14 protein-coding genes and 5 tRNA genes are annotated in these 14,991 nt (G+C 55.9%); 18 read left to right on the top strand and 1 reads right to left on the bottom strand.

Annotation, left to right across the window (positions count from 1 at the left end):
* Positions 1-260 precede the first annotated feature (260 nt).
* The 18 genes from ENTMO_RS0118890 (at position 261) to ENTMO_RS0118805 (ending at position 13,297) form a co-directional block, all read left to right on the top strand.
* Entirely contained in the window at positions 261-914 is a 654-nt protein-coding gene (locus ENTMO_RS0118890; RefSeq protein ID WP_010434412.1) for a metal ABC transporter ATP-binding protein, read from the top strand.
* A complete protein-coding gene (locus ENTMO_RS0118885; RefSeq protein ID WP_010434409.1) occupies positions 911-1,771 on the top strand; it encodes a metal ABC transporter permease in 861 nt (286 codons plus the stop codon). Before ENTMO_RS0118890 ends, ENTMO_RS0118885 begins: the two co-directional genes overlap by 4 nt.
* Positions 1,772-1,785: 14 nt before the next feature.
* Positions 1,786-2,664: a metal ABC transporter substrate-binding protein gene (locus tag ENTMO_RS0118880; protein ID WP_010434406.1), complete on the top strand. Its 879-nt coding sequence runs from the start codon at positions 1,786-1,788 to the stop codon at positions 2,662-2,664.
* 129 nt (positions 2,665-2,793) lie between these two features.
* Positions 2,794-3,291 carry a nicotinamide-nucleotide amidase gene (gene pncC, locus ENTMO_RS0118875; protein ID WP_010434403.1) on the top strand — a complete coding sequence of 166 codons (498 nt, stop codon included), beginning with the start codon at positions 2,794-2,796 and terminating at the stop codon, positions 3,289-3,291.
* An 89-nt stretch (positions 3,292-3,380) separates the two neighbouring features.
* Entirely contained in the window at positions 3,381-4,439 is a 1,059-nt protein-coding gene (gene recA, locus ENTMO_RS0118870) for a recombinase RecA (RefSeq protein WP_010434401.1), read from the top strand.
* A gap of 68 nt (positions 4,440-4,507) precedes the next feature.
* Positions 4,508-5,008: a recombination regulator RecX gene (gene recX / locus ENTMO_RS0118865; protein WP_010434398.1), complete on the top strand. Its 501-nt coding sequence runs from the start codon at positions 4,508-4,510 to the stop codon at positions 5,006-5,008.
* Positions 5,009-5,139: 131 nt separating this feature from the next.
* Positions 5,140-7,767, top strand: a complete 2,628-nt coding sequence (alaS, locus tag ENTMO_RS0118860; protein ID WP_010434395.1) for an alanine--tRNA ligase — start codon at positions 5,140-5,142, stop codon at positions 7,765-7,767.
* 241 nt (positions 7,768-8,008) lie between these two features.
* Positions 8,009-8,194: a carbon storage regulator CsrA gene (gene csrA / locus ENTMO_RS0118855; protein ID WP_000906486.1), complete on the top strand. Its 186-nt coding sequence runs from the start codon at positions 8,009-8,011 to the stop codon at positions 8,192-8,194.
* Positions 8,195-8,536: 342 nt separating this feature from the next.
* A tRNA-Ser gene (locus ENTMO_RS0118850) sits at positions 8,537-8,629 on the top strand.
* 4 nt (positions 8,630-8,633) lie between these two features.
* A tRNA-Arg gene (locus ENTMO_RS0118845) sits at positions 8,634-8,710 on the top strand.
* Between the two features lie 29 nt (positions 8,711-8,739).
* Positions 8,740-8,816: transfer RNA gene (locus ENTMO_RS0118840), tRNA-Arg, on the top strand.
* Between the two features lie 64 nt (positions 8,817-8,880).
* Positions 8,881-8,957, top strand: a tRNA-Arg gene (locus ENTMO_RS0118835).
* 29 nt (positions 8,958-8,986) lie between these two features.
* Positions 8,987-9,063, top strand: a tRNA-Arg gene (locus ENTMO_RS0118830).
* A 125-nt stretch (positions 9,064-9,188) separates the two neighbouring features.
* Positions 9,189-9,755: a fructose-1-phosphate/6-phosphogluconate phosphatase gene (yqaB, locus tag ENTMO_RS0118825; protein WP_010434390.1), complete on the top strand. Its 567-nt coding sequence runs from the start codon at positions 9,189-9,191 to the stop codon at positions 9,753-9,755.
* Positions 9,752-10,180, top strand: a complete 429-nt coding sequence (locus ENTMO_RS0118820) for a YqaA family protein (protein ID WP_008499541.1) — start codon at positions 9,752-9,754, stop codon at positions 10,178-10,180. Before yqaB ends, ENTMO_RS0118820 begins: the two co-directional genes overlap by 4 nt.
* An 83-nt stretch (positions 10,181-10,263) precedes the next feature.
* A complete protein-coding gene (gshA, locus tag ENTMO_RS0118815; RefSeq protein WP_010434384.1) occupies positions 10,264-11,808 on the top strand; it encodes a glutamate--cysteine ligase in 1,545 nt (514 codons plus the stop codon).
* A gap of 154 nt (positions 11,809-11,962) precedes the next feature.
* The gene (luxS, locus tag ENTMO_RS0118810) at positions 11,963-12,478 is read left to right on the top strand and encodes an S-ribosylhomocysteine lyase (protein ID WP_010434381.1); all 516 of its coding nucleotides are present in this window, start codon (positions 11,963-11,965) and stop codon (positions 12,476-12,478) included.
* A 54-nt stretch (positions 12,479-12,532) separates the two neighbouring features.
* Positions 12,533-13,297 carry an AraC family transcriptional regulator gene (locus tag ENTMO_RS0118805; RefSeq protein ID WP_010434378.1) on the top strand — a complete coding sequence of 255 codons (765 nt, stop codon included), beginning with the start codon at positions 12,533-12,535 and terminating at the stop codon, positions 13,295-13,297.
* Here the strand turns inward: ENTMO_RS0118805 and leuA are convergent.
* Entirely contained in the window at positions 13,284-14,939 is a 1,656-nt protein-coding gene (leuA, locus tag ENTMO_RS0118800) for a 2-isopropylmalate synthase (RefSeq protein ID WP_010434375.1), read from the bottom strand. The two genes, ENTMO_RS0118805 and leuA, sit on opposite strands and share 14 nt — an antisense overlap.
* Positions 14,940-14,991 lie beyond the last annotated feature (52 nt).

Below are 14,991 nucleotides of genomic sequence, written 5' to 3'. Positions count from 1 at the left end.
ATGAACGGTGCGGCCTGATGCCCTCACCCTGACCCTCTCCCACGGGAGAGGGGAATTTTGCAGAAACATTTCGCCACACTCCCTTTTCAAACCCGCCATTTACATCTTAACCGCCTTTCATTATTGTTATGTTATAACATTTAATTTGGTGTCAAAATGTCAACGTCCCTTTTTTCTCTGTCTGCTCTGGTTCGGCTGTTGCTGGCGCTGGTGCTTGTTGTCTTTATCGGGCTGGCCGTGCGCTGGGCGGTGGCATTGCCATGATCGTGATGAACGAACTGGTCGCGGGCTATGACCGCCAGCCCGTTACGCATCCTCTTTCGGGGGGGATCGAACGGGGGAGCATGACCGCCATTATCGGCGCTAACGGCTGCGGGAAATCGACGCTGCTGAAAACGCTGGCGGGGTTTATTCCTCCAGTCAGCGGCGGCTTCCGCTGGCAGGGTAAGCGCCCGGTAATCGGCTGGCTGGCACAGCGTCACGCGCTGGAGGCACAGTTTCCGCTGACCGTACAGGACGTGGTAAGCATGGGCTGCTGGCCGCGCATATCGCTTTTTACCGCTTTTCGTCGCGAGACGCGGTTGCGGATTGCCAGCGCGCTTGAGCGCGTCGGGCTGGGATCCATGGCGTTATCCACCATCGATGAACTCTCCGGCGGACAGTTTCAGCGCATGCTGTTTGCACGCGTCCTGGTGCAGCAGGCGCCGCTGGTGATGCTGGATGAGCCCTTTACCGGGGTCGATGAAGCCACCTGCAACGTGCTGATGGACCTGATGCTGGAGATGTATATGCAGGGGCAAACGCTGCTTGCGGTTTTACACGACAGCGAGCGCGTGTCGCGCCACTTCCCGCAAACCTTACGGCTGGATGCTGACGTTCCCCAGTGGAAAACCGAACGGGTGAGGGTGGCATGATCTGGCATACATTTTTCCAGCCGTTTATCGAATACGGGTTTATGCGCCGCGCGCTGGTGGTTTGCCTGGCGCTCTCCGTCAGCACCACCGCGCTCGGCGTGTTTCTTCAGCTGCGTCGGATGAGCCTGATGGGGGATGCGCTTTCTCACGCCATTTTGCCGGGTGTCGCCGTGGGGTATTTGCTCAGCGGAATGTCGCTGCTGGCGATGAGTATTGGCGGTTTTATCGCGGGAATTACCGTGGCGCTGGTGGCCGGTCTGGTCAGCCGCCGCACGCCGCTCAAAGAAGATGCCAGCTTTGCCGGTTTCTATCTTGGGTCGCTGGCGCTGGGCGTCACGCTGGTCTCGCTGCGCGGCTCGAACGTCGATCTACTGCATCTGCTGTTTGGCTCCATTCTTGCGGTGGACAACGACGCCGCGCTGTTCGTCACCGGCGTATGCATCGTCACGCTTATCACGCTGGCGATTTTCTATCGCGGGCTGGTGACAGAGGCCTTTGATACCGCCTGGCTGCAGGTGAATGCTCGCGGGTTACCTGGCTTATTGCATGGACTGTTTCTGGCGCTGCTGGTGCTTAATCTGGTGGCCGGATTTCAGGTGCTTGGCACGCTGATGGCCGTCGGGCTGATGATGCTACCCGCGGTGGCAGCACGCTGCTGGGTACGCACGTTACCCGGGTTGTTATTGATGGCGGGCATCAGCGGTATTTTCTGTGCGTGGCTCGGGCTCAGCCTTTCCTGGGCGGCGAGTTTGCCTGCGGGGCCATCCATCGTGCTCACCGCCAGCGCGCTGTTCTTTATCTCTGTTTTATTTGGTACGCGCAGCAGGCTGGCTGGCAGCCTGCGGGCGCTTTTTTAACGCAAGGGGAAATGATGAAACGTACAGGGTTAGCTGTGGCGCTCGCGCTGGGGATGATGTCGCACGGTGTGATGGCGAAAACGCTCAACGTGGTGACCAGTTTTTCAATATTGGGTGACATGACTCAGGAAGTGGGAGGAGACCACGTGAAAGTGACGACGCTGGTAGGGCCGGACGGCGACCCGCATACCTTCGAACCGTCACCGAAAGACAGCGCGGCGCTGAATAAGGCCGATGTGGTTGTGGTTAACGGTCTGGGGCTGGAGGGCTGGCTCGACCGGCTGGTGAAGGCCTCAGGATTTAAAGGCCAACTGGTGGTGGCGTCGACCGGGGTGAAAACCCACACGCTTGAGGAAGAGGGCAAAACCGTGACCGATCCGCACGCGTGGAACAGCGCGGCGAACGGGGCGCTGTATGCACAAAATATTCTGGACGGGCTGGTGAAAGCTGACCCGGAAGATAAAGCTGCGCTGGAAGCTTCCGGAAAACCCTATATCGCACAGCTTAACCATCTGGATAGCTGGGCCAAAACGCGTTTCAGCGCGATCCCGAAAGATAAGCGCAAGGTGCTGACCAGCCATGATGCGTTCGGCTATTTCAGCCGCGCCTACGGCGTAACGTTTATGGCCCCGCAGGGGCTGTCGTCAGAGAGCGAGGCCAGTGCGGCGCAGGTGGCTGAGATCATTAATCAGATTAAAGCCGACGGCGTAAAAACCTGGTTTATGGAAAACCAGCTTGACCCGCGACTGGTGAAACAGATTGCCAGCGCTACGGGGGCGCAGCCGGGCGGCGAACTCTACCCGGAAGCGCTGTCGTCAAAAGGCGGCGTAGCAGACACCTACGTTAAGGCGTTTCGTCACAATGTCGATACGATTGCGAACAGCATGAAATAACATGCCCAGAGCCGGTGCGCCTGCATCGGCTTTTTTCTGAAGCCCCCTCGTAAAACCGCAAGCGCATCCCCATATCCAACGAGAAAGTGCTATCTTGTGCAGCACGTTTTTCCGAAGCCTGGAGCGAGAATGACTGACCATGAATTGATGCAGCTTAGCGAAGTGGTAGGGTTGGCGCTTAAACAGCGTGGTGCGACCCTCACAACGGCAGAGTCCTGTACTGGCGGTTGGGTTGCCAAAGTGATTACCGACATTGCCGGGAGTTCCGCCTGGTTTGAACGCGGTTTTGTGACCTACAGTAACGAAGCTAAAGCACAGATGATTGGCGTGCGTGAATCGACGCTCGAACAGCATGGCGCGGTGAGCGAACCGGGGGTGATTGAGATGGCCATTGGCGCGCTGAAAGAGGCGCGGGCAGATTACGCAATTTCCATTAGCGGCATTGCGGGCCCGGACGGCGGCAGCGACGTGAAGCCTGTCGGCACCGTCTGGTTTGGTTTTGCCACCGCCAAAGGCGAGGGGATCACCCGCCGGGAGTGCTTCAGCGGCGACCGCGAAAGCGTACGTCGCCAGGCAACGGAATACGCATTGAAAACGCTCTGGCAACAATTTCTACAAAATACTTGATACTGTATGACCATACAGTATAATTGCACCAACAGAACAGAAATCCACGGTGAAGCGCAGTCGCTTCTCCCGGCATGACAGGAGTAATAATGGCTATCGACGAGAACAAACAGAAAGCGTTGGCGGCAGCACTGGGCCAGATCGAAAAGCAATTCGGTAAAGGCTCCATCATGCGCCTGGGTGAAGACCGTTCCATGGACGTGGAAACTATCTCCACCGGTTCGCTTTCTCTGGATATCGCACTGGGCGCTGGCGGTTTGCCGATGGGCCGTATCGTAGAAATCTACGGACCGGAATCCTCGGGTAAAACCACCCTGACCCTGCAGGTTGTTGCAGCGGCGCAGCGCGAAGGTAAAACCTGTGCGTTTATCGATGCTGAGCACGCGCTGGACCCTGTCTATGCCCGTAAATTGGGTGTTGATATCGACAACCTGCTGTGTTCCCAGCCGGATACCGGCGAGCAGGCACTGGAAATTTGTGACGCGCTGGCGCGTTCTGGTGCGGTTGACGTGATCATCGTCGACTCCGTTGCGGCACTGACGCCAAAAGCGGAAATCGAAGGTGAAATCGGTGACTCTCACATGGGCCTCGCGGCACGTATGATGAGCCAGGCGATGCGTAAGCTGGCCGGTAACCTGAAGCAGTCCAACACGCTGCTGATCTTCATCAACCAGATCCGTATGAAAATTGGTGTGATGTTCGGTAACCCGGAAACTACTACCGGTGGTAACGCCCTGAAATTCTACGCCTCTGTCCGTCTGGATATCCGCCGTATCGGCGCGGTGAAAGAGGGCGAGAACGTGGTCGGTAGCGAAACCCGCGTGAAGGTTGTGAAGAACAAAATCGCCGCGCCGTTTAAACAGGCTGAGTTCCAGATCCTCTACGGCGAAGGCATCAACTTCCTCGGCGAGCTGGTTGACCTGGGCGTGAAAGAAAAGCGGATTGAAAAAGCGGGCGCATGGTACAGCTACAACGGTGACAAGATTGGTCAGGGTAAAGCGAATGCTATCTCCTGGCTGAAAGAGAACCCGGCTGCAGCGAAAGAGATTGAGAAGAAGGTGCGTGAGCTTCTGCTGAATAACCAGGACTCCAAACCTGATTTCGTGGTGGACGCCGCGGATGCTGAAGAAACCAACGAAGACTTTTAAGTCTCTCGTGTAATGATGAAGGGCTGCTGATGCGGCCCTTTTTGCATTTCTGAATCTGCAGGTTTTTTATGAGTGAATCCACATCACGTCGACCCGCGTATGCACGCTTACTGGACCGCGCGGTGCGCATCCTTGCCGTGCGTGACCACAGCGAACAAGAGCTACGGCGAAAACTGTCAGCACCCGTGATGAGCAAAAACGGACCGGAAGACATTGATGCCACAGCAGAAGATTACGACCGCGTGATCGCCTGGTGCTATGAGCATCACTATCTTGACGACGAGCGCTTTGCTTCCCGCTTTCTCGCCAGCCGTGGCCGCAAAGGATACGGGCCCGCGCGCATTCGGCAGGAGCTTAACCAGAAAGGGGTTGCCCGTGAATCGATTGAAAAAGCGATGCGCGAATGCGATACCGACTGGTGCGAATTGGCAAAAGAGCAGGCGATTCGGAAATACGGCGAACCGCTGCCGCGTGAATTTTCAGAAAAAGTCAAAATCCAACGCTTTTTGCTCTACCGCGGCTTTCTGATGGAAGATATTCAGGATATCTGGCGTAATTTTGCCGATTGAACGCATGCGGGATTTTACTTCCCACCCAAGAAAACTTATCTTATTCCCACTTTTTCCAGTAGCTGGTCTGTCCAACGGTTTACCGATACAGACCTGCTGCGACATTTCGTTAGCTTGATTTCAGGATAATTATGAGCAAGAGCACCGCTGAGATCCGTCAGGCGTTTCTCGACTTTTTCCATAGTAAGGGACACCAGGTTGTTGCCAGCAGCTCCCTGGTACCGAACAATGATCCGACTCTGCTGTTTACCAACGCCGGGATGAACCAGTTCAAGGATGTTTTCCTTGGTCTCGACAAGCGTAATTATTCCCGCGCCACAACCTCACAGCGTTGCGTGCGTGCGGGCGGTAAACACAACGACCTGGAAAACGTCGGTTACACCGCGCGTCACCATACTTTCTTCGAAATGCTGGGTAACTTCAGCTTCGGCGACTACTTCAAACACGATGCTATCCAGTACGCATGGGAACTGCTGACCGGTGAAAACTGGTTCAACCTGCCGAAAGAGCGTCTGTGGGTTACCGTTTACGAAACCGATGACGAAGCGTTCGAAATCTGGGAAAAAGAAGTCGGTATCCCGCGCGAACGTATTATTCGCATCGGCGATAATAAAGGCGCACCTTATGCGTCTGACAACTTCTGGCAGATGGGTGATACCGGTCCTTGCGGTCCGTGCACCGAGATCTTCTACGATCACGGCGACCACATCTGGGGCGGCCCTCCGGGAAGCGCTGAAGAAGATGGCGACCGCTACATTGAGATCTGGAACATCGTCTTCATGCAGTTCAACCGTCAGGCTGACGGTACCATGGAGCCGCTGCCGAAGCCGTCCGTTGATACCGGTATGGGTCTGGAACGTATTGCCGCAGTGCTGCAGCACGTTAACTCCAACTATGACATCGACCTGTTCAGCACGCTGATCAAGTCCGTCGCAGAAGTGACCGGTGCGACCGATCTCAGCAACAAATCGCTGCGCGTTATCGCAGACCACATTCGTTCCTGCGCATTCCTGATTGCCGATGGCGTTATCCCGTCGAATGAAAACCGTGGCTACGTGCTGCGTCGTATCATTCGTCGTGCCATCCGTCACGGCAACATGCTGGGCGCGAAGGACACCTTCTTCTATAAACTCGTTGGGCCACTGATTGGCGTGATGGGTGCTGCCGGTGATGAGCTGAAACGCCAGCAGGCGCAGGTCGAACAGGTACTGAAAACCGAAGAAGAGCAGTTTGCGCGTACGCTTGAGCGCGGTCTGGCGCTGCTGGACGAAGAGCTGGCGAAGCTTAAAGGCGACACGCTGGATGGCGAAACCGCTTTCCGCCTGTACGACACCTACGGCTTCCCGGTTGACCTGACGGCAGACGTCTGCCGCGAGCGCAACATCAAAGTTGACGAAGCGGGCTTCGAAGCCGCGATGGAAGAACAGCGTCGTCGTGCGCGTGAATCCAGCGGTTTCGGCGCAGACTATAACGCGATGATCCGCGTTGATGGCGCATCAGAATTCAAAGGCTATGAAGCACTGGAACTGACCGGCAAAGTGACCGCCCTGTTTGTTGACGGTAAAGCCGTGGACAGCATCAGCGCGGGTCAGGATGCGGTTGTCATTCTGGACAAAACGCCGTTCTACGCGGAATCCGGCGGCCAGGTTGGCGATAAGGGCGAACTGAAAGGCAACGGCTTTAGCTTCAGCGTCAGCGATACCCAGAAATACGGTCAGGCGATTGGTCATCAGGGCAAACTGGTTTCCGGTTCTCTGAAAGTGGGCGAGGGCGTACAGGCTAACGTTGATGAAGCACGCCGCGCGCGCATTCGTCTGAACCACTCTGCAACCCACCTGATGCACGCTGCCCTGCGCGATGTGCTGGGTACCCACGTTGCACAGAAAGGTTCTCTGGTTAACGACAAAGTGCTGCGTTTCGACTTCTCGCATTTTGAAGCGATGAAACCGTCTGAAATCCGCGCAGTGGAAGATCTGGTGAACGCGCAGATCCGTCGTAACCTGCCAATCGAGACCCACATCATGGAGCTCGAGGACGCGAAGAAAAAAGGTGCGATGGCGCTGTTTGGCGAGAAATATGACGACCGCGTTCGCGTGCTGAGCATGGGCGACTTCTCTACCGAGCTGTGTGGCGGTACGCACGCATCGCGCACCGGCGACATCGGCCTGTTCCGCATTGTTTCCGAATCAGGTACGGCGGCAGGTGTGCGTCGGATTGAAGCGGTGACCGGTGAAGGCGCAATCGCCAGCCTGCATGCGCAGAGCGATCAGCTGCACGACATCGCGCAGCTACTGAAAGGCGATAGCCAGAACCTGGGCGAGAAAGTGCGCGTTGCGCTGGATCGCACGCGTCAGCTGGAAAAAGAGCTGCAGCAGCTGAAAGAGCAGGCTGCGGCGCAGGAGAGTGCAAACCTCTCCAGCAAGGCTGTAGACATTAAGGGCGTCAAACTGCTGGTCAGCGATCTGGCTGGCGTTGAGCCTAAGATGCTGCGCACTATGGTCGACGATCTCAAGAACCAGCTTGGTTCTACCGTTATCGTGCTGGCGACAGTGGCAGAAGGTAAGGTTTCTCTGATTGCGGGCGTCTCTAAGGATGTGACCGACCGCGTCAAAGCAGGGGAACTGATTGGTATGGTCGCCCAGCAGGTGGGTGGCAAAGGTGGCGGTCGTCCGGACATGGCGCAAGCCGGTGGCACGGATGTGGCGGCACTTCCTGCGGCATTGGCCAGCGTTGAAAGCTGGGTAAGCGCGAAACTGTAATAACTACAAAGCACAAGCAGACGCCATAGCGGTAACGTTATGGCGTCTTGTTCACTGCGCTATCGATAACGATAAAGTCAGGTTGAGTTTGTGTATATCGGCTAAACTTACGTTTAACAGAATGTGATGCCGTGACTGCTTACACTTTACGTGTTTGTCATCGCTTACTTTTTGGCGTTATATGATGGATAATGCCGGGATACAAGAGACCCGACTCTTTTAATCTTTCAAGGAGCAAAGAATGCTGATTCTGACTCGTCGAGTTGGTGAGACCCTCATGATTGGGGATGAGGTCACCGTGACAGTTTTAGGGGTAAAGGGTAACCAGGTACGTATTGGTGTTAACGCTCCTAAAGAAGTATCTGTCCACCGTGAAGAGATCTACCAGCGTATCCAGGCTGAAAAATCCCAGCAGTCCAGTTACTGATATTGTCGCGTCTCGCTGTCGGGCGAGACGCAACCCTCCTGCCATTTTTCCTGCATAAAGTTACCGTTCTATTTCAATCGCTCTGTTTTTAACCACTCCCTCACTCTTATCTCGTCCTGACAGCGTGTTTCTCACAAGAGTTTTCTGTGAAGATGTCTGCAAAATCCGCTTATAAAACACCCTCTTTGCGGCTTTTACATGCGAATTGCGTGCGATTTGTGCAAACGATAAAAGGTTGTGGAAAATTGTTTGACTTATGAGTCCCAGAAAGTAATATATGCGCCACGCAGCGACGAGAAGCTCTTAACGAGTTACTCGAAGCACTCGAAAGAGGCGTTGTGTGGTGAGGTGGCCGAGAGGCTGAAGGCGCTCCCCTGCTAAGGGAGTATGCGGTCAAAAGCTGCATCCGGGGTTCGAATCCCCGCCTCACCGCCATTTTGCATCCGTAGCTCAGCTGGATAGAGTACTCGGCTACGAACCGAGCGGTCGGAGGTTCGAATCCTCCCGGATGCACCATTTACTATTTCTGAAAGCAGTTCCCTGATGCATCCGTAGCTCAGCTGGATAGAGTACTCGGCTACGAACCGAGCGGTCGGAGGTTCGAATCCTCCCGGATGCACCATCTATTACTTCATATTGCTTTAGAAGTGATATGAATATCGAGCAGTACAGTAGTAAATCCCGATGCATCCGTAGCTCAGCTGGATAGAGTACTCGGCTACGAACCGAGCGGTCGGAGGTTCGAATCCTCCCGGATGCACCATTTACTGTTTCTAAAAGCATTTCCCCGATGCATCCGTAGCTCAGCTGGATAGAGTACTCGGCTACGAACCGAGCGGTCGGAGGTTCGAATCCTCCCGGATGCACCATCTCTTCTGTTATTCCCTTCGATGTTTAGTTCTTAATCACTCTCGTAGTTATCACTTCGCAATCAGCGACAAAAACCACCATTTACGATAAAGTAATGCTTTGTTAATCGGTTAGCGAGAGCACGATGTACGCACAGTATGACGGTTTGATCTTCGATATGGATGGCACTCTCCTGGATACCGAACCTACGCATCGTAAAGCCTGGACTGACGTTCTGGGCCGCTACGGTATGCGTTTCGACCTTCAGGCGATGATTGCCCTCAACGGATCCCCCACCTGGCGTATTGCGCAGGCCGTGATTGAACTGAATCAGGCCGATCTCGACCCGCACCTGCTCGCACGTGAAAAAACCGATGCGGTAAAAGCCATGCTTTTAGATACCGTACGCCCTCTGCCGCTGATTGACGTGGTAAAAGAGTGGCACGGGCACCGCCCGATGTCGGTAGGAACAGGCAGCGAAAGTGCGATTGCTGAAGCATTACTCAACCATCTTGGCCTTCGCCACTATTTTTCTGCCGTAGTTGCCGCCGATCATGTTAAACATCACAAGCCCGCACCGGACACCTTCCGGCTCTGTGCAGAGTTAATGGGCGTCCCAGCGGCAAAATGCGTTGTGTTTGAAGATGCCGATTTCGGTATCCAGGCCGCGCGTGATGCCGGAATGGACGCGGTGGATGTGCGCTTACTGTGAGTGACGCGCTGTCACTCGCCTCATTATTCGCCAGCAGTTTTTTAAGCGCCACGCTGTTACCGGGAAATTCGGAAGTGGTACTGGTGGCGATGCTGTTGTCCGGCGTGAGTCAGCCCTGGTTGCTCGTATTAATAGCAACAATGGGTAATAGCCTTGGGGGGCTGACTAACGTTATTCTTGGGCGTTTCTTTCCGCTGCGCGAAAAGTCGCGCTGGCAGGAAAAGGCAGTCGGCTGGCTAAAACGCTATGGCGCTGCCACGCTGTTATTAAGCTGGATGCCTGTAATAGGCGATTTACTGTGTCTGCTGGCGGGATGGATGCGCATCTCCTGGGGACCGGTGCTCTTTTTTTTGTGCCTTGGCAAGGCGTTGCGCTATGTTCTCGTGGCGTGGGCAACACTACAGGGTATGACGTGGTGGCACTAATTGGTGGAATGAATACGCGACCTTCAATCGTCAACCATTACAATTATGCTGAGTAACATTACTTTGACAGGCGGGAGGTCAATTTGATCCCGGACGTATCTCAGGCGCTGGCCTGGCTGGAAAACCACCCTCAGGCTCTGAAGGGTATTCAGCGTGGTCTTGAGCGTGAAACGCTGCGCGTTAACGCGGACGGTAGCTTAGCGACGACGGGTCACCCGAAGGCGTTAGGCTCGGCGCTGACACATAAATGGGTGACAACCGATTTTGCTGAGGCGCTGCTGGAGTTCATCACGCCGGTGGAAGGTGATGTTGATCATATGCTTTCCATTTTGCGTGACATTCATCGCTTTACTGCCCGCAACATGGGCGATGAGCGCATGTGGCCGCTCAGCATGCCGTGCTATATCGAGCAGGGGCAGGAGATTGAACTGGCACAATACGGCACGTCCAATATCGGTCAACTGAAGACGCTTTATCGCGAAGGGTTGAAAAACCGTTACGGCGCGTTGATGCAGACGATTTCAGGCGTGCATTACAACTTCTCACTGCCAATGGCGTTCTGGCAGGCTAAATGCGGCGAAACCGATAAAGACGCGATCTCAGCGGGCTACTTCCGCCTGATCCGCAACTATTATCGTTTTGGCTGGATCATTCCGTATCTGTTTGGTGCTTCTCCGGCGATCTGTTCTTCCTTCCTGCAGGGAAAACCGACCACGCTGCCATTCGAGAAAACCGAGTGCGGGATGTATTACCTGCCGTACGCGACCTCTCTGCGCCTGAGCGACCTTGGCTATACCAATAAATCGCAAAGCAATCTCGGTATTACGTTTAACGATTTGCACGAGTATGTGGCAGGATTGAAGCGGGCGATCAAAACCCCGTCCGAAGAGTACGAGAAAATCGGCCTCGAAAAAGACGGCAAGCGCCTGCAAATCAACAGTAATGTGCTGCAGATTGAAAACGAGCTGTATGCGCCGATTCGTCCAAAACGCGTTACCCGCAGCGGTGAAACGCCGTCGGACGCGCTGCAGCGCGGCGGGATTGAATACATTGAAGTACGCTCGCTGGATATCAACCCGTTCTCGCCGATTGGCGTCGACGAGCAGCAGGTTCGCTTCCTCGATCTGTTTATGGTCTGGTGCGTGCTGGCGGATGCGCCGGAAATGAGTTCAGACGAACTGCTTTGTACCCGCACCAACTGGAATCGCGTGATTCTGGAAGGGCGCAAGCCTGGCCTGACGTTAGGCATCGGCTGTGAAACGGCACGGTTCCCGCTCGCTAAGGTGGGTAAAGATCTGTTCCACGACCTGAAGCGCGTGGCCCAGACGATGGACAGCGTATACGGTGGTGAAGCGTATCAGGCCGTTTGCGACCAGCTGGTTGAAAGCTTTGATAATCCTGAACTGACGTTCTCAGCACGCATTCTGCGTTCTATGATTGATCAGGGCATTGGCGGCACGGGGCGTTCACTCTCAGCGGAGTACCGTGAGATGCTGATGCAGGAGCCGTTAGAAGTGCTGAGCGAAGCGGATTTTGTAGCGGAACGCGATGCGTCCGTTTTGCGTCAGAAAGAGGTCGAGGCGGCGGATACGGAGTCGTTTGAGGCGTTTCTGGCGAAGCAGGCTTGAGCTGAAAAAGAAAAAGGCCACATCGCTGTGGCCAAAATATACATCTCTGAATTCAGGGATGATGATAACAAATGCGCGTCTTTCATATACTCAGACGCGCATTCTGTAGAAGAGTTCAGTTTATTTTAAAAAAAATCACTATCGGAGGTGACGTATGCCGTTATTAGATAGCTTTACTGTCGACCATACCCGTATGGAAGCACCTGCAGTCCGCGTGGCGAAGACCATGCACACCCCGCACGGCGACACGATCACCGTTTTCGATCTGCGCTTCTGCGTGCCAAATAAAGAAGTGATGCCAGAGAAAGGCATTCACACGCTGGAGCACCTGTTCGCCGGTTTCATGCGCGACCACCTGAACGGCAACGGCGTTGAGATCATCGATATCTCTCCGATGGGCTGCCGTACCGGTTTCTATATGAGCCTGATTGGTGTGCCTGACGAGACGCGCGTTGCAGATGCGTGGAAAGCGGCGATGGAAGATGTGCTGAAGGTGAAAGAGCAGAACCAGATCCCTGAGCTGAACGTTTACCAGTGCGGGACTTACCAGATGCACTCTCTGGAAGAAGCGCAGGAAATCGCGCGCCACATCATCGAACGCGACGTTCGCGTGAACAGCAACGACGAGCTGGCCCTGCCAAAAGAAAAACTGCAGGAACTGCACATCTAGTGCACCTTTTCCCTCTCCCACCGGGAGAGGGTAGGGTGAGGGTGGTTTAACCCCATGACCACAACCGCAACCTTCTCCTTTACCCATCGCCCCCTCGTTCCGTTTGCCCATGATTACGTTCACGGCGACAGCGAGCCGTGGCACCAGCACAACTGCGCTCAGCTGTTGCACAGCCTGACTGGCGTAGTGCGGGTCGATACCGCATCCGGCAGCTGGGTAGTGCCGCCCGGTCGCGGCGTCTGGCTCCCTGCCGGGACACAGCACTCTCTTCGAATCACCGGCAATGTCGCAGCCCGCACGCTGTTTATCGATCCGCTGGCCCGCGCCGATCTCCCGGCCACCTGCCAGATCGTGCAGATCACGCCGCTGTTGCGCGAGCTGATCCTCGTCTCCCTTGCTTTACCTGAATCGTACTCACCCGGCAGCCGGGATGAACGTGTCTATGAGCTGATCCTCGATGAAATCCGCATGATGCCGGCATTGCCGTTTTATCTGCCGGAGCCAGAAAGTGAGGCATTACGCCATCTGTGTCTGGAAATCCGGCAAAAAGCAGGGGAAAGCTGGAGCAGCGTGCAGGCCGCGAGCATGGTAGGGATGAGCGAGCGTACCCTGAACCGCCATTTTCAGCAGCAGACAGGATTAAGCTACGGTGAGTGGGTGAGAAGGGCGCGCCTGCTGGAAGCCTTAGTGCGGCTGGCGCAGGGCCAGCCGGTGCTGCGTGTGGCGCTGGATCTGGGTTATGGCAGTCACAGCGCCTTTACGGCGATGTTCCGCCGGGTGATGGGAACTTCACCCAGCGATTACTTTAAGAACGACTGACGGCGTTGAACAGCGCCTGAAGCGACGCGCGCGCCACGTCGCTGTCAATGCCCACGCCCCAGCGGCTGCTGCCGTCCTGGAACAGGCAGCGGATGTAGGCCACCGAGCGGCTGTCGCTGCGTTCGCCTAACGTATGCTCGTGGTAATCCTTAATCACGAACAGGGCGTTGACCCAGCGGCTTAAGCCCTGAGCGGCGGCAGAAAGCAGACCGTTACCCTGACCCTCAAGCTGGCGCGTTCCCCCCTGCGTATAGATGCTTGCCGTTAAGTGCAGCTGGCCGTCCTGCTGGCTGTCGCTGCGGTAGGATTGCAGCGCATACTGCGGTGTCGCTATCAGGCCGTAGCGGGTGCGGAACAGCTGCCACAGCGCATTTTGCGTCATCTCTTTCCCGTGGCGATCGGTTTCCTGCTGCACGTGCTGGCTGAAATCCTGCTGCAGGGCGCGGGGTAATTTCAGGCCATGGTTCTGTTCGATGAGCCACGCGCTGCCGCTTTTGCCCGACTGGCTGTTCACGCGGATCACCGCTTCATAGGTACAGCCGATATCCTGCGGATCGACGGGCAGATAGGGCATCTCCCAGCGCTCGCCAGGCTGACGGGCATCAAAGCCTTTTTTGATCGCGTCCTGGTGCGAGCCGGAGAAGGCGGTATAGGCCAGCCGCCCCGCCCACGGATGGCGCGGATGCACAGGCAGCTGGTTACAGGCTTCCACCACTTCCACTACGCGGTTCATGTCGCTAAAGTCCAGATTCGGGCTAACGCCCTGGCTGTAAAGATTCATCGCCAGCGTCACCAGGCAGACGTTGCCCGTGCGCTCGCCGTTGCCAAACAGGCAGCCCTCCACGCGGTCTGCGCCTGCCATCATGGCCAGCTCCGCGCTGGCGACGCCGGTGCCGCGGTCGTTATGCGGATGCACGCTGATGCAGACATCGCGGCGGCGGCTGAAGTGGCGGCAGAAATACTCGATCTGATCGGCGTAGACGTTCGGGGTGCTCACTTCGACGGTTGCGGGTAAATTAATCACCATTGGCCGCGCATCGCACGGCTGCCAGATCTCCGCCACCGCTTCACAAATCTCCAGCGCAAACGCCGGTTCGGTAAAGCAGAAGGTCTCCGGGGAGTACTCGTACTGCCAGCGGATATCCGGGTTCTCTTCACACAGTTGACGAATAAGGCGCGTGGCGCGCGTTGCCAGCTCGACGACTTGCGCTTTCTCCATGCCGAACACCAGGCGGCGGAACAGCGGGGCGGTGGCGTTATACAGATGGACGGTGGCCTGTTTCGCACCGCGCAGGGATTCAAAAGTGCGACGGATGAGATCTTCCCGCGCCTGGGTTAACACCTGAATCGTGACGTCATCCGGAATGCGGTTTTCTTCAATCAGCTGACGCACAAAATTGAAGTCGGTCTGGGAGGCGGACGGGAAGGCCACCTCAATCTCTTTGAATCCGCAGCCCAGCAGTAGGTTCCAGAACTGCAGCTTGCGTGCGCTGTCCATCGGCTCGGCAAGCGCCTGGTTGCCGTCGCGTAAGTCGGTTGAGAGCCAGCGCGGCGCGCGGGTGATGCGTTGCTCCGGCCAGCGGCGGTCAGGCAGGGAAAGCGTGGGATAAGGTTGGTACTTGTCGGCGGGTGTGTTCAGCATGATGCGCTCCTGTTGTCTTTTCACTATCGTGAATCGATTTCAGGCGCGCTGC

It is taken from the genome of Enterobacter mori LMG 25706 (assembly GCF_000211415.1).
Lineage (GTDB): Bacteria > Pseudomonadota > Gammaproteobacteria > Enterobacterales > Enterobacteriaceae > Enterobacter > Enterobacter mori.
This window is presented reverse-complemented; position numbering and strand designations above follow the sequence as displayed.